A 23,189-nucleotide genomic window follows, 5' to 3' on the forward strand; every position below is an offset into this window, starting at 1 on the left:
TCGATCGGTCTCATGGAGGCCGATCGACTTCTTTTGGGGCCAAGTCCATACAACAGGCCGGAAAAAATGTGATACGATCAAAGGTGAAGTCAATTTTATAAATGAATCGCGAAATGAGGACGGTTAGCAATGATATGGTTTGGAAATGTTAGTAAACGCTATGAGCGGGGAGGTCGGTTGGCGGTTGATGGATTGCAATTACAGGTAGATCCAGGTGAAATTGTGGGTTTTCTCGGGCCCAATGGCGCTGGGAAGACGACGACCATCAAAATGTTGACAGGCATTATTCCCCCTGATACAGGGGAGATTGAAGTGGATCATCGATCGATGATTCGTTCTCCATTGGAGGCGAAAAGGAAAATCGGTTATGTGCCCGATCAGCCTGAGTCCGTGATGAGGATAACCGGACGAGAGTATTTGCATTTTTTTGCAGATGTGTACCGGGTATCTCCTGCGGAAAGAGAGGACCGGCTGGTTCAATACTTAGAACGATACAGAATGGAAGACGTGATTGATGAGTTAATTCAAGGATATTCCCGGGGGATGAAACAGAAAATCGCCGTAATTGCTTCGCTTTTGCATGATCCAGCGGTGTGGGTGCTTGATGAACCGATGGTGGGTTTGGATCCGCATGCTGCCAAAGTAGTGAAAGAAGAGATGAAATGGCGCAGAGATCATGGGAAGACGGTTTTCTTTTCCACCCATGTGTTAGAAGTCGCCGAACGTCTTTGTGATCGCATTGCCATTTTACAACAAGGAAGATTAGTCGCAGTAGGAACAATGGAGGAACTTCGGCGCGGTTCTGGCGTGGGAATTGCAGATGAAGAGACATTGGAGCAACTCTTTTTGGAGTTGACGGAATGATGAGGGGGGCATGGGCGTTATTTGAGGTCATCGTTCGTGGTCAATATGGGCTCTCTTATTTAACGGAACGTTACAAAAAGAATATAGATTCGCGCTGGGAGATCCCTGCTACTCTTGTTCTTTTAGTTTTATTAGAATGGATGATCGTTGGTGTTTATCAAGGAGCGTATCACCTGTTGTCTTTAGAAGATCACCCAGGGAAGGTATTTTCCATCCTTGTGTTAGGAGCCATTCTTTGGGTGTTTTTTAGTAGTGTGGCGCACATGATGAGACAACTCTATTTTACGAACGATATCGAATGGGTTAGTGGGTTGCCCCTTTCTTCAAGTGAGGTGTTGGGTGCACGGATGGCTGGGGTATGGTTGGGACAGATCCTGGTTCTCATCGTCCTTTGGTTACCGGGCCTCATCCTCTATGGAATGCAATTGCATAAGGGGGTGGGCTTTTACATCCTCGTTGCTGATTTAATGCTCAGTTTGCCTTTCTTTCCCCTCGTGATTTCAGGGTGGTTTGTGCTTGTTGTAGTCAGAATCGTTCCCTGGGGAAAATATCGTCAACAGATTGAGCGTCTGCTCTCGTTGTTGTTTCCACTATTCAGTTTTATCATGATCATGTCGATTAATGGATTCATGATGAATGCGGGTGCGTCCGGCTCATTTACATGGATAACAAAATTATTGGATGTACCGAACACCTTCGCGAGCTATTTTTATCCCCTGCATTGGGCGTTTGGAATCGGAAGCAATGGGGTTACAGCTTGGGTGAATGCCTTGTTGTTTGATAGCTTTAGCCTTTGTATGATGGTGGTTTTTCTTTTGTTGGGTGCTCCTTTGTACCAAAGGGGTCTTCAGATGTTTAGAAATAGTAGTGGGTCACAGCGGTATACCCGGAAAAAAGGAAAACAGGGGTTGAGGAGTCGGTCATTATTTCGTCTAATGCTTAAACGCGAATATCATTTATTGATGGATACGCCCTTTTTTGTAGCGCAGACCTTAGTTCAATTGATCGGTCTACCTCTGTTTATAGCCATTTCCTTTATCCGTGGGGGAGGAATTGAAGAAAATGAACCCATTTCAGTTATGTTCCAAATGGTTATTCTTTGGGGAAGTGTCATCCTTTGCCTTTTGATGGGCGGAATGAACAGCATATTACGAACCATTTCCCGAGAGGGGCGGTTTTTTTATCTATCAAAGGTGCTACCTGTTCCCTATAAAGTACAGATTGCAGCGAAGTATACCTTTTCGATGATGATAATGATGTTCGCGTGTCTCTTGGTTTCAGTGATCCAAGGAATCCTTATTTCCGATTGGATCCTTGCTAGTTGGACACTGGTGTTGGGGATACTGACTGGCTCACTCTTTAGCCAGCTGGGCATTCTGCATGACCTGTGGAGGCCAAACTTGACTTGGCAGTCGCCGAAAGAGTTGGCGAAGCAGCTTGGACTTGGAAATTTATTATTTATGATATTGTCTCTATTCTTAGGGGGAACTTTAATCTTCCTTTCCTGGATCCTGTTAAAATTCGGGAAACTCTCCTTTATAGAGATCCAAGGAATCTGGACCCTTCTTCTCATTGGACTCCATGTATGGACGGGTAAAGGGGTAATCGCCATTGCCAATCGGCGTTATCAAACCATCCAGGGGTAGCTCATAAATCATCCCCAGTCACGCGATCAATAGTGACTGGGGATTTTGTCGTTAAGTGAGGTTTCTTTGTCGTAGTAATTGAAGAAGCTCTCTTTCGCGAATTTCCTCCAGCCCTTTCTTTCCAGAAGCGATGGTTCGTTGTGGGAGGGGTGTGGTGCGGTTCTTTTCCCATTGCCATGTATCTCGAAGCGTTTCGCTTAGGGGACGGAAGGTGAGTCCAGCCTGTATGGCTTTTGTAATGGATGTCTTTAAAAATCCTTGCATCGGACCATGTTGGTCAATCCATGATCCGCTTTCAGGGATATAAAGGGGCATCTCTATCCAGGGCTGTACATCATGATCACTAAGAAATTGATCCTCGGCCCAGATAAAGCGAGCGGATGGATTGAGGACGTGACGCGCCTCATTCAAAAATTGACCGAGGGTAAGTGGCGTACGAGGTCCCACGGCATTGTAGATCCCGGTAAGATTGTTTTGCACACTATCCAAGGTCCATTCGGCTAAATCACGAGCATCAATCAATTGCAGGGGAAGATCCGGTCGACCAGGAGCTAAGATTTCTCCCCCCTTAACAATTCTACGACACCAGTAGGTGAATCGATCCGATGGATCATAAGGGCCGACGATAAGCCCTGGACGAATCGTGAACACTCGCTGGGGCATTTCTTCTTCGGCGACCTGTTCACATAATCCTTTGAGTGGGCCATAGTTTCCCGGTGTGAGTGTATCCGTTGATTCTCCCGCTGGTAATGGTGCGACGGGAGAGATTTCTGTGTTTTGTCCGTGGGCGAATGAGGCATAGGCACTGATACTGGAGATAAAGGTGTAATGGTCGGTAAGTTGAGAGAGGGTGCGTACATTATTCCGAATTACATGCGGGAGGTACCCCGAAGGATCGATGACGGCATCCCAATGACGGTGAGCGAGAGCCGATAATCCTTCCGTACGATCGCCATGAATCTCTTCACACTCTTTAAAGAGTCCGGGTTGGGTTTTTCCACGGTTAAAGAGGGTGACTTCCCAATGACGGGAGAGGGCAGCTTTTGCTAAATGACGCCCCACAAATTGGGTGCCACCGATAATGAGTAGTTTCAAGGTTGATCTCCTCGATTCGTTAAAGGGAATGCTAAACAGGCTCATAACTAGTTTTTGAAAGTGGGCGTGTGAGGGGCAAAAAGAGCATTGCCATTGACCTAGTTAGTGAAGGGTTCATTGAGGTCGAGCGTATAGGGACTAGGAGGATCCTCAAATTCGCTTCCCGAAGGGTGTTTGCCCTGCTCGTCCTCAGCTAATCCGCAGCGGATTTTTTACATCCTCGGGGGTGACAAGACTCTTGTGCTCCCACACGTCCTCCTCTACGAATTTCTGGATAATTAACAGACCTGGATGCTAAAGGATTAGCTAATGACCTCGTCGATCAAGCCATATTGCTTCGCTTCTTTGGCGGAGAGGAAAAAGTCTCGATCGGAATCACGATGAATTTTGGCGAGGGATTGACCGCTTCGTTCTGCCAGAATCTGATTGATTGTCTCACGGGTTTTAAGAATGCGACGGGCGCTGATTTCAATATCGGTTGCCTGCCCTTGCGTACCCCCATGGGGCTGATGAATCATTACCTCGGCATGGGGTAGTGCCCGACGCTTTCCTTTAGCGCCTGCTGCCAACAGTACCGCTCCCATGGAAGCGGCCATGCCGACACAGATGGTTCCAACGTCGGGCTGAATATGCTGCATCGTATCATAAATGGCTAAACCTGCTGTGGTGGATCCGCCGGGGGAATGAATATAAAATTGAATATCTTTTTCGGGTTGATCGGAAGCGAGAAAAAGAAGCTGGGCGATAATGGAGTTGGCGGATTGGTCATTCACTTCGCCACTGAGAAAGACAATCCGATCCTTTAGCAAACGAGAGTAGATGTCGTAGGCGCGTTCTCCACGGTGAGTCTGTTCGATGACAGTAGGTACTAAATTCACTACAAATCACTCCTTCTAACTAAGGGTGTTAGACCATTAGCAAAGTTCAAAGGGAATTATGCAGCGAGCATCGCCTGGGGAGTCGAAGATCCAAAACCTGAAGAGACTTCTGTAATAACAAGAGGCGTCGTGCTGGTGGTGATTCGGTGTACGGTGACTGGACGAGAAGAAGGGTGTTCGGTATGGATTGGAAAAGGAATGATATTTGAATCATCCTTTAGCTGGGGGAGTTCCTTTGCCAGGGGACGTTGAACAGGATCCATCTTCGGGTTCGCTTTTTGTGGCATGGGTGATCCTCCTTTTTAATGGATCCACTCTGGGCATCAGAGGGATCGTGTTACGTCTTGTGTTTAGGGGGCACTGAAGATTTCACTCGGTGGAGTCTTGTGCTTCCGGGTAAACCGCCATGACCATCCGATAGGGAGCGCCTTTTTCCCCTTCCTTTGCTGAATACTTTGTAGCCAGATGTTGCAAGAGCTGGACATATTCATCGAGAAAGGCACGGCGTTCTGATTCGTCTTGTAAGCGAATTTGTGTGGTTAGGGTGGCGCTAGGAATTTCCTCATCGGTGTCAGTATGATCCATGAGTCGCATCGCGGCTTCTTTGATCCGCTCGGATGTTTGAATTAAATGGGAGAGGGAGGTTTCTTGTTCGAATCGTTGTAGATCCTTTGGGGAGAGACCCAAGGTATCAGCAAGTAAGTAGGTACGTGCTGCCCCTTGATAAAGCCCTTCCACAAGGTTTTTGACATGACGGCTACCTGTTCGGTGAACGAGGCCTACTTTTTCCAACGTTTTAAGGTGGTAGTTGACACGTTGAGGTGTTTCACCAATCTGGCGAGCGACTTCGGTGGCAGAGGCGGGTTGGGTAAGATGAGCCAGTATCTCTCCCCGTAAGGGATGAAGTAGAGCAGCTGCTTGTTCTGTTGACGTGATGCGATACGTTTCTTGAAGGGGTTGCATAGGATCAACTCCGAAACAATAATGTTTTTCGTAAAAACATTTTATTACGATGACTTGAGGGATGTCAATCGCTAAAGTAATATTTTTTAAAAGAAGGATGTACTGCTGATTTGTCGAATATAATAAAAATTTGTCAATAAGGGGGTTGTTATAAGATATGGATGGTACCCAATTGTTTAATCAAGAGGATTCATTTCTACGTTATATGAGACGCAGAGAGAAAAGGGATAATCCCAATCGCGTCATCGAACGTCCGATCATGACGCAAATGGTGGGAGCGGTAAAGGGATTGGACTTTTTAGATTTAGGGTGTGGCGATGCCAGCTTTGGGCAGCTCCTTTTGCAACAAGGATGTCAATCCTATGTAGGATTGGAGGGGGCGACACGCATGGCTGAACGTGGACGGGAATGTTTAAAGGATACGCCTGGAAAGATCGTGGAAACGGATATTACCACATGGGATTACCCACCCGAACAATTCGATCGGGTTTTATCTAGCTTGGTTTTGCATTATGTAAAAGACATCCCCCAGCTACTAAAGGCCATTGTTCGTACCTTGCGGCCAGGGGGACGTCTTATTTTTTCGGTGGAACACCCTGTTGTAACCGCTTGTTTTAAAAGCTCTGAGGGCCATCGACGTGAAAATTGGTTGGTTGATGATTATTTTTGTACTGGGGAAAGAGTAAAGCCTTGGTTAGGAAGTGAAGTAAAGATATATCACCGTACGTTAGAGGATTGGTATCGATTGTTGCAGGAATCGGGTTTGATCGTGGAAAACATACGAGAATCTTGCCCAGACCGGAGGCAATTTACCTCCGAAGAAGAATATCAACGAAGGAAGCGAATTCCCTTGTATTTATTTCTCCAAGGACGCAAACCAAACACGGATAAATAAAGGGATTGTGGCATCCGTCCGCGACAACCAGTATACTGGGAGGAGAAGAACACTTGATCGGTAAAGGGTGCGAGCGATGGAACAACCAGGCCTGGATCTCTTTCAGAACCATTACCTGAAGGGGTCCTTCGTTCAGGAAATTTATTATAACGAAGAGAATCAATATGGCGTCTTTTTACTTCGAGTCATGGAAGCAACTGAGGATTTAGATACGGATGAAGTCACCGTTGTTGGCAGAATGATGCGTCCCCACCCCGATGAAACGGTCATTTGTTATGGGGAGTGGAAGGAGCATCCACGCTATGGAAAGCAATATCACGCCGAAATGGTCAAAAAGGAATTACCTCGGTCAAGAGAAGCGGTAACGAAATACTTAGCAAGCGGCCTTTTCCCAGGTGTAGGGAAAAAAACCGCCGAAAAAATTGTCGAACATTTAGGTCCGGATGCGCTGACAAAAGCGGCGGATGATCCTGGGCTGTTAGCGGAAGTGCCTGGTTTAACCGATGCACGGGCGCAGACGATCGCAGAGAGCTTAAGAGAGCATCATTCATTGGAGCAAGCCTTGGTTTATCTGTATCAATTTGGTATGGGACCCGCTACAGCACTCAAAGTGGTGCAGGCTTTTAAGGGTGCGACATTGGAAGTTGTGAAAAATAACCCTTACCGGATGATTGATGAAGTCGAAGGCGTTGGTTTTCGGCGAGCGGATGAAATTGCACGTCAGACTGGGATGGCCTTAGATGCCCCGGAACGATTTCAGGCAGCCGCCCTGTATGCGCTCCAAGAGGCGTCGCTCTCCCATGGGCATGTATATGTGAGTGAGGCGGAGTTAATGGGAGGAATTGAACCCCTCCTTGCGCCGGATGGAGAGGCGTGTTTTCCTGCAGAAAAACGAAAAATTTTACTGATGAAAATGGCTGAGGAAGAACGATTAATTGAGGATCACGGGAATTATTATTTACCTTCCCTTTTCTGGGCAGAGCATGGACTGGCGATGCGAGTGCGAGAGATTTTAGAACGATCGGTTGAACCAACACCCGCTCATGAATTATTTAAAGCCGTGGGTGATGTCGAAGAAAAATTAAAGGTAGCCTATGCAGAACGTCAACGAGAAGCGATGACGACTGCTGTCGATTCATCCTTTATGATACTGACAGGAGGACCGGGTACCGGAAAGACGACAGTGATTCGAGGAATCTGCCATTTGTTTGCCCATTTAGAAGAGTGTTCGATTGACCCTGGGGATTATGAAAACACTGAGAATCCTTTTCCCATCCGCTTGGTGGCCCCCACTGGACGAGCCGCCAAACGGATGTCTGAGGCGACTGGGATGCCTGCAACAACAATTCATCGGTTGTTGGGTTGGCGGGGGGATTTCTTTGAGCGGGATGCGGACCATCCGATTGAGGGTTCTTTGTTAATTGTCGATGAGGTATCGATGTTAGATGTTTGGTTAGCCAATCAATTAATCCGAGCAGTACCCAAAGGGATGAAGGTGGTGTTGGTAGGGGATGATGATCAACTCCCTTCCGTTGGTCCGGGTAAGGTACTCCATCACCTTTTACAAGTGAAGGAAATTCCGCGGGTAGAGCTAACGGACATTTATCGTCAAGAGGGTGGATCCTCGATTATTCATCTTGCCCATGCTCTTAAAAAGGGGGAAGTGCCAACTGACCTTACAGAACCGAAACCCGATCGGCGCTTTTTTCCGTGCCAGCGTAATCAAGCCCTTTCGATCATTTTGCAAACGTATCGAAATGCAATGGATCGAGGCTATACGCTCTTTGATGTTCAGGTGATGGCTCCGATGTATAAAGGGCCTGCTGGGGTAAATGGGATTAATGAAGCACTTCAACAGGAAGTAAATCCCCCTAAAGACGGCAAACGAGAAATTAGCTGGGGAGAAACAATTTTTCGTCAAGGCGATAAAGTACTTCAACTAAGTAACCACCCCGAGCATCCGGTTTATAATGGAGACATGGGTCATGTTTCGGCTCTTGAGCCTGATGCGCGTCAGGATGACCCCGTGCTATGGGTGCAATTTGATCGACAAGAAGTCCCGTATAAACGAAGTCAATTGAATCAGCTTTCCTTGGCTTATGCCTGTTCTGTCCATAAAGCGCAAGGGTCTGAATTTGAAATTGTTATTTTCCCATTATTGATGTCCTATCGCCGTATGTTGCAACGCAATCTGATCTACACGGGGATCACTCGGGCAAAGTCCTATTTAATCCTTTGTGGGGAAACAGACGCCCTAGCCTTAGGGGTAAAGAGTCGCGACAAAGAAGTGCGGAACAGTCAATTAACGGATTTAATCGAAATGGAATGGTAACAATCATCTCGGATGAAATGAAGGGGGGATTAGGCATACTAAGGCAAGCGGGAGGAGTGATCATCCTTGCGCAAATCACAGGATGTCATCGGTTTGCCGGTGGTCCATGTGAAAACAGGCAAACGATTGGGCGAAGTAAAGGATTTGCTCTTCGATGAAGAGCAACGCCTCCGTGGCTTGTTGTTGGAATGTGGGGGGTGGATTCGCAGTGGCCGGTTTATTCCGGTCGAGCGAATACGGGCATTTGGAGTGGATGCAGTCATTTTGGACAGCGAAGCGGATATATTTCCTCTCTCGCGGGGGCAGAAGGGTTGGGTGAATCTGCTGACGGGAGAACGGAAATTGAAGGGGCGCTCCATCTTGTCTGAACATGGACAAGAATTAGGGACTGTGGAGGGTGTCTATTTTCGGGAAGAAATGGGAATCCTGTCTGGATATGAACTGTCCGACGGGTTTTTCAACGACTTGCGTGATGGACGGAAGGTTTATCGTCCTCAAGTACCGCTAGTCTGGGAGGGGGAAGAAATGTTGATCGCCCCCGCTGAACCACCCGTAAGTGACGTCCAATGAAACGGGGGTTACCCAAATGCTTCGCTGTCCCAACTGCAACACCCATGATCTCGGACGTGTCGGGACGAATCAATTTTACTGTTGGGGTTGTTTTATCGAATTATGTGTATCCGAGGGTAAGATCTCTTCCGTATTTCAGGTTGAGGAAGATGGAACGTTAAGTTCGCTAGATGATTTGTTCCTAAGTGGGGGACAAGATTCACTGACGATGTGATTCTCTTTTCAAAAAGGGGGACTCCACTTTGAGACGATTGATGTCGACATTGTTGATTGGTTCAATCATTACCCTTTTGTACCGTCGTTTTCGTCGTCCAACGACCTTTGCTGGACGATTGATGGGGCGAATGGGTGGAATGAGCTGGATGGATATGCCTCGTTGGTTACGCAAGATGCGCCTGAATATCAAGGGAGCTCGTCTGATTTCCATGATGGTCGGTCGCAAATGGATTCGTAGAATGGCCCGCTAATCAATCAATTAGGTTCTCTGACCGTACACCCTCAAAAGCCGTCCGTCATTCGGACGGCTTTCTATATGAGGTGCGTAAAGGGGAAGGGTTGGACATATACTGTTGAATAGAAAAAGATCGGGAAGGAGGGAGTGTCATGGAGCGATTTAACCATCATCGGTTACTGAGTATCTCGCTCGTAATTCTAGTGCTCTTAGGGATTCTCTTTCTCCTTGTGAAAATTAGTCCGCTCCTTCATACCCTCATCATTTTCTTAAAAGCGATTCTCGGTCCATTTATCATCGCCATCATCTTTTCTTATCTACTGAATCCAATCGTGAATATGCTTTCCAACCGGGCAGTACCCCGTTCGTTGGCTGTTCTTTTAATCTATACCTTATTTATCTGTGCCATCGCCATAATCGTAACCAATTTACTACCCCTCTTTAATCATCAAGTGCATGAGTTGGTGGAGCATTTTCCTGAATGGAATCAACGAGTGCAGACATGGATAGACCAGATGAATGAAAGTAAGGATGCGCTTCCAGAAAGTGTTCGGCTGGGGATTGAGAAATCCTTGGATCGGTTGGAGGGAACCATAACCGACGGTGTTGGTAACATGGTGGGGGATTTAGGTTCCACACTCAATCAAGTGTTTCTTGCTTTCATCGTTCCATTTTTAGTATTTTATATGCTGAAAGATGTCCATGTGATCGAAAATACGGTTGTGAAATTGCTTCCAACGAAACGACGGCGTGAAGTCATTCAAATGTTTCGTGAAATCCATGAGGCTTTAGGAAACTACATTCGGGGGCAATTGATCGTGTGTGTGGCAGTGGGGGTGTTAGCCTATATTGGCTATCTACTAATCGGTTTGCCCTATGCCCTTTTAATGGCGGCAATCGTTGGTATTTTTAATGTTATTCCCTATTTGGGGCCATTTTTCGGAGCCATTCCTGCTCTTTTGGTAGCCGTTACGGTTTCTAAAGAGATGGTGATCGGAGTCATTGTGGTCAATTTAATCGTTCAGATTTTAGAAGGGAATATCCTTTCGCCACAAATTGTGGGGAAAAGTTTACAGATGCACCCGCTATTTATTATTTTTGCATTATTAGTGGGTGGGGAGTTGGGAGGGATTTTTGGTCTGATTCTTGCGGTCCCGTTATTTGCTGCCGGGAAAGTGATTATTGATCATACCTTCCGCCATTATATTTATCGAGCATGAACAAATGAGACTTGAACAAACTACACATGAGACCCAAGGTTTCTTTCTTAGGCACTTCCATGTATAATAGAGGGCAACCATTCTCAAACCAGACACGGATGAGCAACAAGTGCGCATCTGATCCATATAAGGATGAATACGTTGAGGTTACCGAAGTAAATTGTCCACCGATCCAGAGAGGGAACTCATGGCTGTAAGGTTCCCCGGTATGGGCAGTTGAAAGCCAGTTTCCGAGTGCGGGTGACGAAGCCCGCCGGCGTCAGCCGCCGTTACCCGCTACGAGGTGATCCTTTTTCCCTATGGAGAAAGGGTAATCGGGGTGGTACCGCGGGAAAAGCCTTTTCCGTCCCTGTTTATAGGGGACGGGAAAGGCTTTTTGCTGTCTGCGTTTGGTGAGAGCGAAAGGAGCAAGGTAGGATGAAAGGAAATGAAATTAGACAGAAGTATCTAGACTTTTTTAAAGAAAAGGGACATCGTGTTGAACCCTCTGCTTCATTAGTGCCCATCGATGATCCATCATTGTTGTGGATTAATAGTGGAGTGGCTACCTTAAAAAAATATTTTGATGGGCGTGTTACCCCTGATAATCCTCGTATCACCAATGCACAAAAGTCCATTCGGACTAATGATATCGAAAATGTAGGGTATACAGCACGACACCAGACTTTTTTTGAAATGTTGGGGAACTTCTCCATCGGTGAATACTTTAAGAAAGAAGCGATCCATTGGGCATGGGAATTTCTTACGGATCCACGTTGGATGGGAATGGACTCAGATCGTCTTTCGGTCACAATTCACCCAGAGGATGACGAAGCATTTGCTATCTGGCATGATGAGATTGGGATACCGAAGGAACGAATTGTTCGCCTTGAAGAGAATTTCTGGGATATTGGGGAAGGGCCGAGTGGTCCCAACACAGAGATCTTCTATGATCGAGGAGAAAGCTATGGCGATCTTTCGGATCCGGAATGTTACCCTGGTGGAGAGAATGAACGTTTTTTAGAAATATGGAATCTCGTTTTTTCACAATATAATCATAATCCAGATGGTACCTATACCCCCTTACCCAAAAAAAATATTGATACAGGGATGGGACTTGAACGGATGGCATCGGTGTTGCAAAATGTGCGTACCAACTTTGATACGGATTTTTTCCAGCCGATCATTGAGGCTACTTGTAAAGAGGCGGGAGTCACCTATGGTGAAGATCGCGAGAAAGATATTGCCTTGAAGGTGATTGCGGATCATATTCGTACCTTAGTGTTTGCTATTGGTGATGGCGTACTTCCCTCCAATGAGGGTCGCGGGTATGTTTTGCGGCGTCTGCTACGCCGGGCTGTCCGTTATGCTCGTTCCCTTGGGATTGACCGTGCTTTTCTTTATCAATTGACTCCAGTGGTTGCATCCATCATGGATGATTTTTATCCAGAACCCGCTCAACGACAAGCGTTTATTACCAAAGTGATTCAGGGTGAGGAAGAGCGCTTTTTAGAAACGTTATCGGATGGCTTAGCGATTCTGTCTGGCATGACCGATGACCTGAAAAAACGTGGAGAAAGTGAAATTTCAGGAAAAGATGCGTTCACCCTCTATGATACCTTTGGCTTTCCTGTCGATCTTACGGTTGATTATGCCAAGGAACACGGATTGAAAGTCGATACCGATGGCTTTGACCAAGAGATGGAAGCGCAACGGAAGCGTGCAAGGGAAGCCCGTCAGGATGCAGGTGGGATGCAAGTACAAGGTGGCGTTCTCTCTGAGCTAAGTGTAACGAGCCGTTTTGTTGGTTACACCAGTCCCATAGTAAAAACGCGAATCGGTGCGTTAATTGTAGGCGATCAACTAGTTGATGTCGCTGGAGAAGGTCAGGACTGTTATATTGTCCTAGATGAAACGCCATTTTACGCGGAAAGTGGGGGGCAAGTGGCGGATCGTGGAGAAATTCAAACTTCACGCGCTCGCTTAATTGTAAAGGATGTTCAAAAAGGTCCAAAGGGAGAGCATGTTCATTCTGTACGCATTGAGGAAGGGTCCATTCGTACAGGGGATGACGTAACTGCCACGCTAGATGTCTCCTTCCGAAATGATGTGGTGAAAAATCACACAGCAACTCACCTTCTTCACAAAGCGTTAAAAGAGGTAGCAGGAGAACATGTAAACCAAGCAGGATCTCTTGTTTCCTCCAATCGGCTCCGATTTGACTTTACCCATATCGAACCGCTCACAGAAGATCAGAAACGGATTGTTGAAGAGAAAGTGAATGCTCAGATTTGGGCAAACACACCGGTAGAAACCATGGTTAAACCCTTGGCTGAGGCAAAGGCGATGGGTGCGATGGCTCTCTTTGGAGAAAAATACCGAGATGAGGTTCGTGTGGTGAAGGTAGGGGATTATAGCCTTGAACTTTGTGGTGGAACCCATGTTCAACAAACAGCTGAAATCGGTCTCTTTAAATTAGTAAGTGAGGTAGGCATCGGCTCGGGTATCCGTCGGATAGAAGCTGTGACTGGACAGAACGCGTACCGTTTTCTTGAAGAACAAGTGGATCAGCTTCATCAAGTGGCGGATCGGTTAAAATCCAATCCCCTGGATGTAGTAGAAAAAGTGGAAGCGATCCAAGGAAGGACCAAGGAACTTTCACGGGAAAACGAATCGCTTCGCAGTAAGTTGAATCGCCTTGAAAGTGCCAGCTTAATCGAACAAGTGGAAGAAGTATCAGGCGTACCGGTATTGGTAACAAAGGTGGATGTCCCCGGTATGGATTCCCTTCGCCAAATGATGGACGATCTTAAGAATCGCCTTCCTGAAGGGGTAATCGTTTTAGGAGCAGCGAATGAAGGTAAAGTACAATTGGTAGCCAGTGTATCAAAGGAGTATATTAAGTTAGGATTACATGCAGGTAAGCTAGTGAAGGAAGTGGCTAGTCACTGTGGCGGAGGCGGAGGCGGCCGTCCGGATCTGGCTCAAGCAGGAGGGAAAAATCCAGAAAAACTGGATGGAGCATTGCAAGTGGTTCGTCCCTATGTTGAAAAACAGTTATAAAAAAGCATAGTGAGAAACTGAACAAGGCCCTTTTGCACATGATAAGATAAAGGGGATCCACATGGGCTACGGGGTTAATCCATTGGTTTAACTCATGGAATTAGGAAAAAGAGGAATTAATTCCCCTAAGGCGAAATTTACATGGAAAAGCCGCTCTATTGGCACCTGCAAGCATCCGACGTGAGAGAGGTGTGTGACGTGACCATGGATAAAACGATGAAGTTTGACTTCCGTGGAGAAGAACAGGAAGCAAATCCCCGCGAGGTGTTGTTGACTGTATACAGCGCTCTCAAGGATAAAGGGTACAACCCAATTAACCAGCTTGTAGGATATCTCCTTTCAGGAGATCCGGCTTATATCCCTCGTCACAATAACGCCCGAGCTCTGATTCGAAAACTGGAGCGGGATGAACTTCTGGAAGAGTTGGTTAAATCCTTTTTAGAGAATCAACAGGATTGAAATAAGGGATAGGGTTGGTTTAGGAGGAAACAATGCGTATTATGGGAATGGATGTGGGAGAAAAACGAGTGGGAATCGCGGTCAGCGATTTGATGGGATGGACTGCCCAAGGCGTTGAAACGGTTGCCCGAACAAAGGATGATCAATGGCTTCTCCGAGTCAGTGAACTGATTCGTGAATACGAAGTGGAATCGATCATTGTTGGACTCCCACGGAATATGGATGGAACGATTGGGGACAAGGGGAAGAGTTGCCAAGAGATTGCTGAAATGCTCAAGGAACGATTCTCTTTGCCAGTGGAATTATGGGATGAACGCTTATCTACGATGGCTGTGGAACGTACATTGATTGAGGCCGATATGAGTCGGAAGAAAAGACGCAAAGTAGTAGATAAGATGGCAGCCTCGTGGATTTTACAAGGATACTTAGATTCAAAAAGGAGGAATATCCATGAATGACAATGGAAATCATGAAGAAGAACAAGAGGTCGTAGAAACAATCGTCATTAAAAACGAGAATGATGAGGATGAAACCTTTCAGGTTCTCTATCGTTTTAAGAAAGACGATGACACAAAGTACATCTTGCTTGTCCCACTGGAAGAAGAGCAAAATGAGGGAGAAGATGAAGAGCAAGAAGTGTATGCATTCCGCTATGAAGAAGAAGAGGATGGCGAGGGGATTTCTTTAATCCCTATCGAAAATGATGATGAATGGGATATGGTGGAGGAAGTTCTTCACACCCTTGAAACTGAATTGAATGACCACGAAAGTTGAGGAATCAAAGTGATGGATGGATGGGATAAGGACACGCCTCCGAAAATGCTTGATCGTTTGCAAGTAGAATTCGGACAAGAACTCATATTGAGCGATGAAACTGAGGCTGAACCGGACTCCCGCCATCACATCCTTCGGGAGTTAGATATTGGAGGGCGCCATTACGCAGTCTTACGGTCTTCCGATGGAAAGCATTCTGATGCGTATCTTTATCGAGTCATGGGTGAAGGAGCAAAAAGACGCATCGATCATGTTGAAGATGAGGTGGAGTGGAACTGTGTAGTGGATGCAATCGAGGATCTATTACATGATGTAGAACATTGACGAATAACGGGGAAACTCCCCGTTATTTTTTTATGACAGTTGTGGTACCATAGAAAAGCAAAACCGCAATAAGAAGGAGTTAACGGATGAAATGGCTGATGCGAATACTCTACACCCTTGCTCTGTTTACTGCCTGGTCGGTTTTAGCTTATTTTTATGTGGATCATTCACTCAGTTCTCCCAAACGGGAACATCCTGTACCGATTGAGATAAAAAGAGGGATTTCATCCACTCAAATCGGAGAAATGTTGGAGGAAAAGGGTTTGATCCGTAATGACTGGCTGTTTAGTACCTATGCATTTATCACCGGCAAAGCGGATGGTTTACAAGCAGGCGTGTATGAGATTCCCCCAAATTTAAATGTCAACGGAATTCTTAATTTGATTACTCAAGGGAAAACCAATGTTTACACAGTAACGATCCCAGAAGGCTTTACTGTTGATCAAATCGCCACGGTCATTGACAAAAAGGGGTATGTCAGTAAAGAAGATTTTCTTCAAGCAGTACAACGAGGAACCTATCATTATGCATTTTTAAAAGATCTTCCTGATAACCCGAAGCGAAAGTATCGTTTAGAGGGGTATTTATTCCCGACAACCTACAACATTCCCAAAAATGCTAAAGCAGAGAATGTCGTTAATTTGATGTTAGGACAATTTGAAACCCGGATAAAACCAGAGGGTGTCATGGGTGAGTTGAAAGCGAAGGATCTCACTCTTGATAAGTGGATTACGGTGGCTTCCATAGTCGAACGAGAAGGGCAAGAGAAAACGGAATTGCCTCGCATAGCAGGTGTCATTTATAATCGTTTGGATAAAGACATGCGTCTGCAAGTGGATGCGACCATCCAGTACGCGCGTGGAGAGCAAAAAGAGCGGTTATCCTATGATGATTTAAAATTATCAAGTGTCTATAATACTTATAAAGTGAAGGGGCTCCCCCCGGGTGCTATCGCAAACCCAGGGGAAAGCGCAATCAATGCAGCTCTATTTCCTGAAAAACATCACTATCTCTACTATGTAACAAAAAAAGATGGATCCCATGAGCATTATTTTGCAGAAACCTTTAAACAACATCGGTATTATATAAAGAAGAGTAAAACGGCTCAGCCTAATCAACATACACAATAAGCAGGCTGAAGAAGACTGAAGAAGACTGAAGAACATGAAAAATGGCCAAGGAAATTTGATATTTCCTTTGGTCTTTATTTTTTACAACGCTACCCCTTTTCCCTAATTTAGGGAAAAGGGGTAGCGGATCTTTATGATATCCACTTGATTAAACAATCAATACGAGAGTTGTGTCAATCCTAGCATTTCCCCTCGGCATGGGTAATGGTTAAGGGAAGGGGAAAGCATATTCAGTCCCATAATACTCTTTTCGGACGTGTACATTGGACAAGTGGTGTGGTAAGGTATGGGTGATACTCAGCGAGAGAGGGACAATCTATCCATGAAATGGATACTTCGATTATTATTGACGCTATTTATATTTGCTGTGTTGTCTGCAGGCGGATATGCGTATATCGAACATAGTTTATCTTCACCAGCGAAGCAGGCAGTGGAGGTAGAAGTGCCGATGGGGGCTTCTATTTTAGATGTTGGAAAGCTACTGGAGAAAAAAGGCTTAATTCGAGACGATCTTTTCTTTGCGGTGTATGCGTATTTAAAAGGCGAGGCAAAGGGAATTCGAGCAGGAATGTACGAAGTGCCTCCGAACTCCAGTACAGAAGACTTACTTTCAATTTTGACTCATGGTGAGAATAATGTGATGCGGATCACTGTCCCAGAAGGGACAACAGTGAATGGCATCGCTTATCGCTTAGAAAAGAAAGGGATTCAACAGGCGGATTTTCTCCGTGCAGTTAATCGTCGACAGTATCCCTATCAGTTTGTACAAAACATTTCTAAAAATAGTGATCGTAAATATCTGCTAGAAGGATATCTTTTCCCGATTACTTACAACCTCCCGAAAAAAGAGAATCCCGAAAAACTAGTGGATGCGATGCTCCGTCAATTTGCAAAAAGGCTAGAAGATCCTTCTGTGAAAGAACAATTACAACGTCGTCATCTGGCTGTGGACCAATGGGTAACGATTGCGTCAATCGTGGAACGGGAGGGGCTCGATCGTGAAGAGCTTCCTCGTATTGCAGGTGTCATCGAAAATCGGTTACGGACGGGTAAAAAACTTCAGGTGGATGCCACGGTTCAATATGCTCTTGGTAAGCAAAAATCTCGCTTGCTTTACAAGGATCTGAAGGTGAAAAGTCCTTACAATACCTATCTAATAAACGGACTTCCACCTGGACCCATAGCCAACCCTGGCGATGCGGCGCTCCATGCGGCACTATATCCAGAGAAACATTCGTATTTATTTTATGTCACACGAAAAGATGGTAGTGGACGCCATTACTTTGCTCGAACAGAAGCAGAACATGAGCAAAACATTAAGAAGAGTAAGCAGCAAGCAAAGAAACACTAAAAGTAAAAGAATTTATAAAAACACCCTTGAATTTCTCGAGGGTGTTTTTTTGAGTGTAACGAATTACTGAATGGTATTGATAAGATCCGAGTAAAAGCCATGGATCAACGGCTAGACGTCTTACCTCCTACCCTATAAATTTTACGATTCCTTATTTTTGAATTGGAGTGCAAATTTTCTCATCGCTATTTTATATTTTTAATAGTATAATAGCTTAGCCAAGGTGGTCATATTGGTTACTATGCTTAAAAAGGAGAGGATGTTCTTGAAGCAAGTTGGACGGCTAGCGCTAGTATGGGTGTGTCTACTTATGATAGCGCTTCCAAACCCAGTAATGGCAGGGAATGGAGATGAATCGGTTGATCTGACTCAATTGAAAAAGCTTCATGAGATGGGGAATGTATTGCCAGCAGGTGAAGTAGCTAGTTGGAAAACGAAAACGAAAACTGGCATGATACCTGGAACGTGGTATGTGGGTGATAAACCAAGCAATCTTGATGCAAGTAAGCATCCGATTGTGTTTGTACAAGGGTTAGGCTCAAGTGCATTGACCTGGATTGAAAACTCAGGGAACATGTATGAAAAGGCGAAAGCACAGGGTTATGAAACCGCATTTGTTCAACTGTATGACGCTGCTGGCGATCAATTTGCCAATAATCAATGGAAAAATGGCGAAATGCTAGCGAAACAAATAAAAGAAATTTCGCAATATTACCATAAAAAAGTAAATGTGGTTGCCCATAGTAAGGGCGGTATTGATACACAGACAGCACTTATTTATTATGATGCCGATCAGTATGTTGATAACGTTGTCACATTGAGTTCCCCACACCACGGTTCGAATTTGGCAAACCTCTCCTATAGCTGGTATGCAGGTTGGTTAGCGGATCTCATTGGACAACAATCTGCCGGTACGCAATCGTTACAGACCGGAGAAATGGATAAGTTCAGACAGATGACCGATACGCGTGCCGAAGTGAAAAACAACCATATCTACACCTTGGCAGGTAAAGATTGGGGATCATTTGGCAGCTCCCTATACTTTGGGGGACTTTATCTGTGGTCCTATGGTTCCAATGATGGTGCAGTAAATGTGTGGAGTTCGAAGCTGACCTATGGGAGCCACTTGTATACGGGAAGTTCCTTGAATCACTACTCAATGGTGAAGGGCGATGTATTTCCTCGATTTGAGTCGGTGATTGATGATCCGATTGTTACAGGGGCCAAACAGTCTTTGCTGCTTAAAGGAAAGTTGCTTGGATTGTACCCAGCACCTGTTGCGAAGAAAACTTCGTTGCCTGTTATGGCCTCGAGTCAATCCAATCGGGTTGACCAAGCGGATGAGATCAATGATCCTGGTGAACAGTATATTCATGGTGGGAAATTAGCAAGTGGAAAAACCGTGAAGGAAGAAGTCGCTGTTGAATCGGGTGTTAACGATGTGATCTTCCATGTATTGAGTAAAAGAAAAGTCAAGGTTAAATTGACTTCTCCCTCTGGAAAAGTGTACTCCAATCAAAGTAGTGCTTATAAGGCAGGAAAAGGGAAAGAGTTTTTTGATAGAGCAACGGTGCAAGCTTATCGTATTGCTAAACCGGAAGCAGGGAATTGGAAAGTAGAAATGACGAGTAAGAAGAATGATGCTTACTTTATGTTAGCGGCCTTTAATGGAGCAGATCAAGCCTTCGATGTGGATGTGGATACCAAAGGTAGCCAACAAGATGAAATCCCTGTAGATATTAATGTATTGGATACGGAGAAATATGATCCGCAAACCGTCAAGGTAGCAATGAAGGTTGTTGATTCCAATGGCATTGAACAATATGTCAATCAACAAAGAATAAAGAAGCTAAAGATGATCAAAAAGAAAAAGCATCGCGGTCAATTTCAAGGTGAATTCCGTACACGTAAACAGGATGGCGTCTATAACATCACCATTGAAATTAACGGTAAAATGAAGAATGGAGAACCGTTTAAACGGACGCTGGTTCGTTCTGTACATGTAGGGAACTAATCAGATGATGTAAAACCACCCTCTCTTTCAGGTGAAAGAGAGGGTGGTTTTTTGTCGTGTGAAAAGGATAAACGAGTGGGTGCAAGGCGTTTTCGCCGCTCACTGGTTATCGAAGGATTGATTTTATGATGAGAGCTCGTCTCGAAAAGCATCGGCAACGAGTTGATAGGAGCGTAACTTCGCCTCCATATCATGAAGAATACTCACAATCATAAATTCCTCAGTGCCATAGGAGTCACCTAAAGCGAGAATGCGTTCTTTAACCTGCTCGCTATTTCCAACGATCATTCGCTGGCGGTTGTGACGAATGATGGCTCGATCCATTTCGGTATAAGGATAACTCTGGGCATCTTCGATGCTAGGAATACCCGCTGGGTTGCCGGCGCTTTTTTGCAGAAGAAGGAGGGATAAATCCAAGACCGATGCTTGTCGTTCTGCTTCTTCCTCAGTATCTGCGCAAATAACGAAGATGGCAAGGAGGATATGGGGGTGTGAATTGATTAATGAAGGGCGGAAATGATCGCGATAGAACTGTACGACTTCCTCTCCTCCCTCTCCATTAATAAATTGAGCAAAGGCGTAGCTCGCCCCGTGTTGTGCCGCTAAATGTGCACTGCCTCCGCTAGAACCAAGCAACCATACTTCAGGGTGACTATCAACAAGGGGAGTGGCAAGAAGTTGAGGAAATCGATGGTTTTCATCTGTTTGATCATATAAATAGGTAATCAAATCCTCTAATTGTTGTGGATAGGGATCCCTTGTTACCTTCTTCCCTTCTTGAAGGGCGCGTGTAGCGAGGGGAAGTCCTCCAGGAGCTCTTCCTAAACCGACATCAATCCTTTTTGGATAGAGCGCTTCAAGTACTTTGAAATTCTCCGCTACTTTATATGGACTATAGTGGGGGAGCATTACGCCACCCGAACCAAAGCGCATATGGTTGGTTTTTGCGGCAAGGTGACTAATGAGTACCTCGGGGCTAGACCCTGCTAGACTTTTTGAGAAATGATGTTCGGATACCCAGAAGCGATGGTATCCCATTTTTTCTGTTTCTTGTGCTAATCGACTGGTATCTGCTAAGGCTTCAATAGCCGTTTTTCCCTTGGGAATTGGCGATTGATCCAGTACGCTCAATTTAATCATAAACTCACCTCAAGCTGCTTGGTTTGATCATGTTGTATATCAGAGGATCGACACTAATATTCCCATCCCTAGGCATAGCGAAACATGACACACATCAAGGGGGATTTTAACTTTTAAAATAGAGGATGTGTTTAGGCTCCTCATCTCCTGACGAGACTGCTAAGGAAGAGGAGTGACGAAGGGTATGGTGAGAAAACACTGGCGCAGTAAGTGGATAGCGGTATTGTTGTTTTTTGCTTTTGTCAGCATCCTGGTTCGATTATATTGGATTCAAATCTCCGCAGTGCACTCGTTTTCTCGGGAGAAGGCTGATTTGGTTGCTCGTGCGCAAGAACAACAAAATCGAGACTTTATTGTGGATAGTGGAAGGGGAGCCATCCTTGATCGACGCGGTCGACCCATTACCTATGAAAAGGATTGGCGCTTAGTTGTCTTTCCACTCTCGGAACGTCAGGTGTCTACCAATCAAAAACAATTAACGCGTGTTGCACAGATTTTACATATATCTGTCCAGTCATTAAGTAAGCAATTGACGGCAATTCATCGTCCAGAAGCCTTAAAAAAAGATGGGAACAGTGATTGGATTTTAACGCAAGGCCAAGCCGAGGCGATTAGTAAACTTGCGATTCCTGGGATCTATGCACGTCGTTCGGATGATCGCAGTGGGTTCTCCTTAGCAAAAACAGTGATTGGAAGATTGGAGAGAAATCCTTTTTTGATTCAAGAGCGGTATCCTGATGAATGGGAAAAGGGGATGTATGATTCACGGTCGCGGATTGGCGTTACTGGATTAGAGGAGACCTTTGAACCCTTCCTTCGTGGAGACGGAGGAGAATATCTACTCTTTGAGAAGGATGGACGGGGGCGGCCTCTAAATGGCACCACAGTGATCAAGGAGAAGGGTAATGAAGCGTTTTATCCTTATCGTGTAGTGACAACGTTGGATATGGATATTCAGCGCCTAACGGAGAGGATTTTACAAAAGCAGAAAGTAGAAGAAGGGGCCATTGTGGTACAAGATATAGCCAGTGGAGATATCCTCGCAATGGCGAGTCAACCCGATGAAAGTACAGCAAAAGATGAGCAGAATCCATGGGATAACCGTGCACTGATGGAAACAACCCCTGGCTCCATTTTTAAGACGGTTGTTGCACTTGCCGCACTCGATACAGGAAAAGTAAAAATGACGGATGTTTTTCACTGCAATGGAAGTTTGGGTCGTTACGGATTGACAGATACCCATGCTCATGGAAAGGAAACATTTGCGCAGGCATACGCGAATTCCTGTAATATTGTTTTTGCCCAGATTGCAGAAAAAGTAGGAGCCAAAACCATTGAATTGTATGCCCAACGCATGGGGTTAGGTCAACGAATGATATGGACAGGGGAGCTATTTCAAGAAAAAAACTTTAAGCAACTTCAGGGAGAGGAGAAGGGGTTGATTTTTGCACCTGGGACATCGAAAGAGGACAAGGGAGCGATTGCGCAGACGGGAATTGGGCAACGTGATGTAAGAGTGACGCCTTTACAAGCAGCCAACATGGTGACTACGTTATTTCACAATGGCAGTACCCCTAATCCACGCATCGTAAAGGAGATTCGGCGGTATGATGGTTCGCCTGTCGTTACTTTTCCGGATCATGTGTTAAAAACGAAGGAGAGAATCGGCTCGCGTGCACTTGCACAGGTGCGGGAGATGATGAGGGGAGTCGTGACGAAGGGCACTGCACAGTCGATGAAAACAGCGATTCTTCCCTTGGCAGGGAAGACAGGAACGGCTCAGGTTGGTGTGAAGGGAGACCACTATAATAAGTGGATGATCGGTTATGCTCCCTATGATAAGCCGCGATGGGCGGTATCCGTTGTCGTTCGCTCATCGGCGGACCCCAAAGAGATGCGAGGGCAACAGATTTTTCGCCAAGTAATGGAAGAAATCTACCGGCTAGACCAGCAACAAAAGAAGGAGAAGCAGGAGAAAAAGAAACCACCAAGCAAATCGAATAATGATTGAATGCTCATTCATAATCGTGTCCCCCCTTGC

22 protein-coding genes are annotated in these 23,189 nt (G+C 45.5%); 17 read left to right on the forward strand and 5 right to left on the reverse strand.

The window, feature by feature from the left end:
- The first annotated feature begins 129 nt into the window (after positions 1-129).
- Both CHX35_RS15200 and CHX35_RS15205 read left to right on the forward strand, forming a co-directional pair.
- Positions 130-864, forward strand: a complete 735-nt coding sequence (locus CHX35_RS15200) for an ABC transporter ATP-binding protein (protein WP_091839006.1) — start codon at positions 130-132, stop codon at positions 862-864.
- Positions 861-2,510, forward strand: a complete 1,650-nt coding sequence (locus CHX35_RS15205; RefSeq protein WP_091839009.1) for a putative ABC transporter permease subunit — start codon at positions 861-863, stop codon at positions 2,508-2,510. Before CHX35_RS15200 ends, CHX35_RS15205 begins: the two co-directional genes overlap by 4 nt.
- Before the next feature lie 51 nt (positions 2,511-2,561).
- Here the strand turns inward: CHX35_RS15205 and CHX35_RS15210 are convergent, their stop codons facing one another.
- The 4 genes from CHX35_RS15210 to CHX35_RS15225 form a co-directional block, all read right to left on the reverse strand.
- Complete coding sequence (locus tag CHX35_RS15210; protein WP_091839011.1) at positions 2,562-3,605, reverse strand: NAD-dependent epimerase/dehydratase family protein; 1,044 nt, start codon at positions 3,603-3,605, stop codon at positions 2,562-2,564.
- 302 nt (positions 3,606-3,907) lie between these two features.
- Positions 3,908-4,483 (reverse strand): ATP-dependent Clp endopeptidase proteolytic subunit ClpP, encoded by a 576-nt coding sequence (gene clpP / locus CHX35_RS15215; RefSeq protein WP_091839014.1) that lies wholly within the window; start codon positions 4,481-4,483, stop codon positions 3,908-3,910.
- Positions 4,484-4,539: 56 nt separating this feature from the next.
- Positions 4,540-4,770 carry a hypothetical protein gene (locus tag CHX35_RS15220; protein WP_091839017.1) on the reverse strand — a complete coding sequence of 77 codons (231 nt, stop codon included), beginning with the start codon at positions 4,768-4,770 and terminating at the stop codon, positions 4,540-4,542.
- Between the two features lie 82 nt (positions 4,771-4,852).
- Positions 4,853-5,446: a winged helix-turn-helix domain-containing protein gene (locus CHX35_RS15225; RefSeq protein WP_091839020.1), complete on the reverse strand. Its 594-nt coding sequence runs from the start codon at positions 5,444-5,446 to the stop codon at positions 4,853-4,855.
- Positions 5,447-5,603: 157 nt separating this feature from the next.
- Between CHX35_RS15225 and CHX35_RS15230 the strand changes: the two genes are divergently transcribed.
- The 14 genes from CHX35_RS15230 (at position 5,604) to CHX35_RS15295 (ending at position 20,008) form a co-directional block, all read left to right on the forward strand.
- Positions 5,604-6,341 (forward strand): class I SAM-dependent methyltransferase, encoded by a 738-nt coding sequence (locus tag CHX35_RS15230; RefSeq protein ID WP_091839022.1) that lies wholly within the window; start codon positions 5,604-5,606, stop codon positions 6,339-6,341.
- A gap of 76 nt (positions 6,342-6,417) precedes the next feature.
- On the forward strand, positions 6,418-8,673 hold the full coding sequence (gene recD2, locus CHX35_RS15235) for an SF1B family DNA helicase RecD2 (RefSeq protein WP_091839024.1): 2,256 nt from the start codon (positions 6,418-6,420) through the stop codon (positions 8,671-8,673).
- Positions 8,674-8,739: 66 nt separating this feature from the next.
- A complete protein-coding gene (locus CHX35_RS15240) occupies positions 8,740-9,243 on the forward strand; it encodes a PRC-barrel domain-containing protein (protein WP_091839026.1) in 504 nt (167 codons plus the stop codon).
- A 16-nt stretch (positions 9,244-9,259) separates the two neighbouring features.
- The gene (locus CHX35_RS17915; RefSeq protein WP_091839029.1) at positions 9,260-9,457 is read left to right on the forward strand and encodes a hypothetical protein; all 198 of its coding nucleotides are present in this window, start codon (positions 9,260-9,262) and stop codon (positions 9,455-9,457) included.
- Between the two features lie 28 nt (positions 9,458-9,485).
- Entirely contained in the window at positions 9,486-9,710 is a 225-nt protein-coding gene (locus tag CHX35_RS15250) for a hypothetical protein (protein WP_091839031.1), read from the forward strand.
- Positions 9,711-9,846: 136 nt separating this feature from the next.
- A complete protein-coding gene (locus CHX35_RS15255; protein ID WP_091839035.1) occupies positions 9,847-10,914 on the forward strand; it encodes an AI-2E family transporter in 1,068 nt (355 codons plus the stop codon).
- A 417-nt stretch (positions 10,915-11,331) separates the two neighbouring features.
- Positions 11,332-13,956 (forward strand): alanine--tRNA ligase, encoded by a 2,625-nt coding sequence (alaS, locus tag CHX35_RS15260; protein WP_091839038.1) that lies wholly within the window; start codon positions 11,332-11,334, stop codon positions 13,954-13,956.
- Between the two features lie 141 nt (positions 13,957-14,097).
- Complete coding sequence (locus tag CHX35_RS15265) at positions 14,098-14,415, forward strand: IreB family regulatory phosphoprotein (protein ID WP_281252092.1); 318 nt, start codon at positions 14,098-14,100, stop codon at positions 14,413-14,415.
- Between the two features lie 32 nt (positions 14,416-14,447).
- Positions 14,448-14,873, forward strand: a complete 426-nt coding sequence (ruvX, locus tag CHX35_RS15270) for a Holliday junction resolvase RuvX (RefSeq protein ID WP_091839041.1) — start codon at positions 14,448-14,450, stop codon at positions 14,871-14,873.
- Positions 14,866-15,189 (forward strand): DUF1292 domain-containing protein, encoded by a 324-nt coding sequence (locus CHX35_RS15275; RefSeq protein WP_091839043.1) that lies wholly within the window; start codon positions 14,866-14,868, stop codon positions 15,187-15,189. Before ruvX ends, CHX35_RS15275 begins: the two co-directional genes overlap by 8 nt.
- Before the next feature lie 12 nt (positions 15,190-15,201).
- Positions 15,202-15,513, forward strand: a complete 312-nt coding sequence (locus tag CHX35_RS15280; RefSeq protein WP_091839046.1) for a DUF1292 domain-containing protein — start codon at positions 15,202-15,204, stop codon at positions 15,511-15,513.
- A gap of 86 nt (positions 15,514-15,599) precedes the next feature.
- Complete coding sequence (gene mltG, locus CHX35_RS15285) at positions 15,600-16,643, forward strand: endolytic transglycosylase MltG (protein WP_091839049.1); 1,044 nt, start codon at positions 15,600-15,602, stop codon at positions 16,641-16,643.
- 322 nt (positions 16,644-16,965) lie between these two features.
- A complete protein-coding gene (gene mltG, locus CHX35_RS15290; RefSeq protein WP_176392124.1) occupies positions 16,966-17,994 on the forward strand; it encodes an endolytic transglycosylase MltG in 1,029 nt (342 codons plus the stop codon).
- A 265-nt stretch (positions 17,995-18,259) separates the two neighbouring features.
- Positions 18,260-20,008, forward strand: coding sequence for an esterase/lipase family protein (locus CHX35_RS15295; protein ID WP_176392125.1), 1,749 nt, complete (start codon positions 18,260-18,262; stop codon positions 20,006-20,008).
- Positions 20,009-20,131: 123 nt separating this feature from the next.
- On the opposite strand, the gene CHX35_RS15300 is transcribed toward CHX35_RS15295, so the two are convergent.
- Positions 20,132-21,148, reverse strand: a complete 1,017-nt coding sequence (locus tag CHX35_RS15300) for an LLM class flavin-dependent oxidoreductase (RefSeq protein WP_091839056.1) — start codon at positions 21,146-21,148, stop codon at positions 20,132-20,134.
- A gap of 184 nt (positions 21,149-21,332) precedes the next feature.
- Between CHX35_RS15300 and CHX35_RS15305 the strand changes: the two genes are divergently transcribed.
- The gene (locus CHX35_RS15305; RefSeq protein ID WP_091839058.1) at positions 21,333-23,159 is read left to right on the forward strand and encodes a peptidoglycan D,D-transpeptidase FtsI family protein; all 1,827 of its coding nucleotides are present in this window, start codon (positions 21,333-21,335) and stop codon (positions 23,157-23,159) included.
- Positions 23,160-23,189 lie beyond the last annotated feature (30 nt).

The organism is Marininema halotolerans (assembly GCF_900116235.1).
In the GTDB taxonomy this organism is placed as follows: domain Bacteria; phylum Bacillota; class Bacilli; order Thermoactinomycetales; family DSM-45169; genus Marininema; species Marininema halotolerans.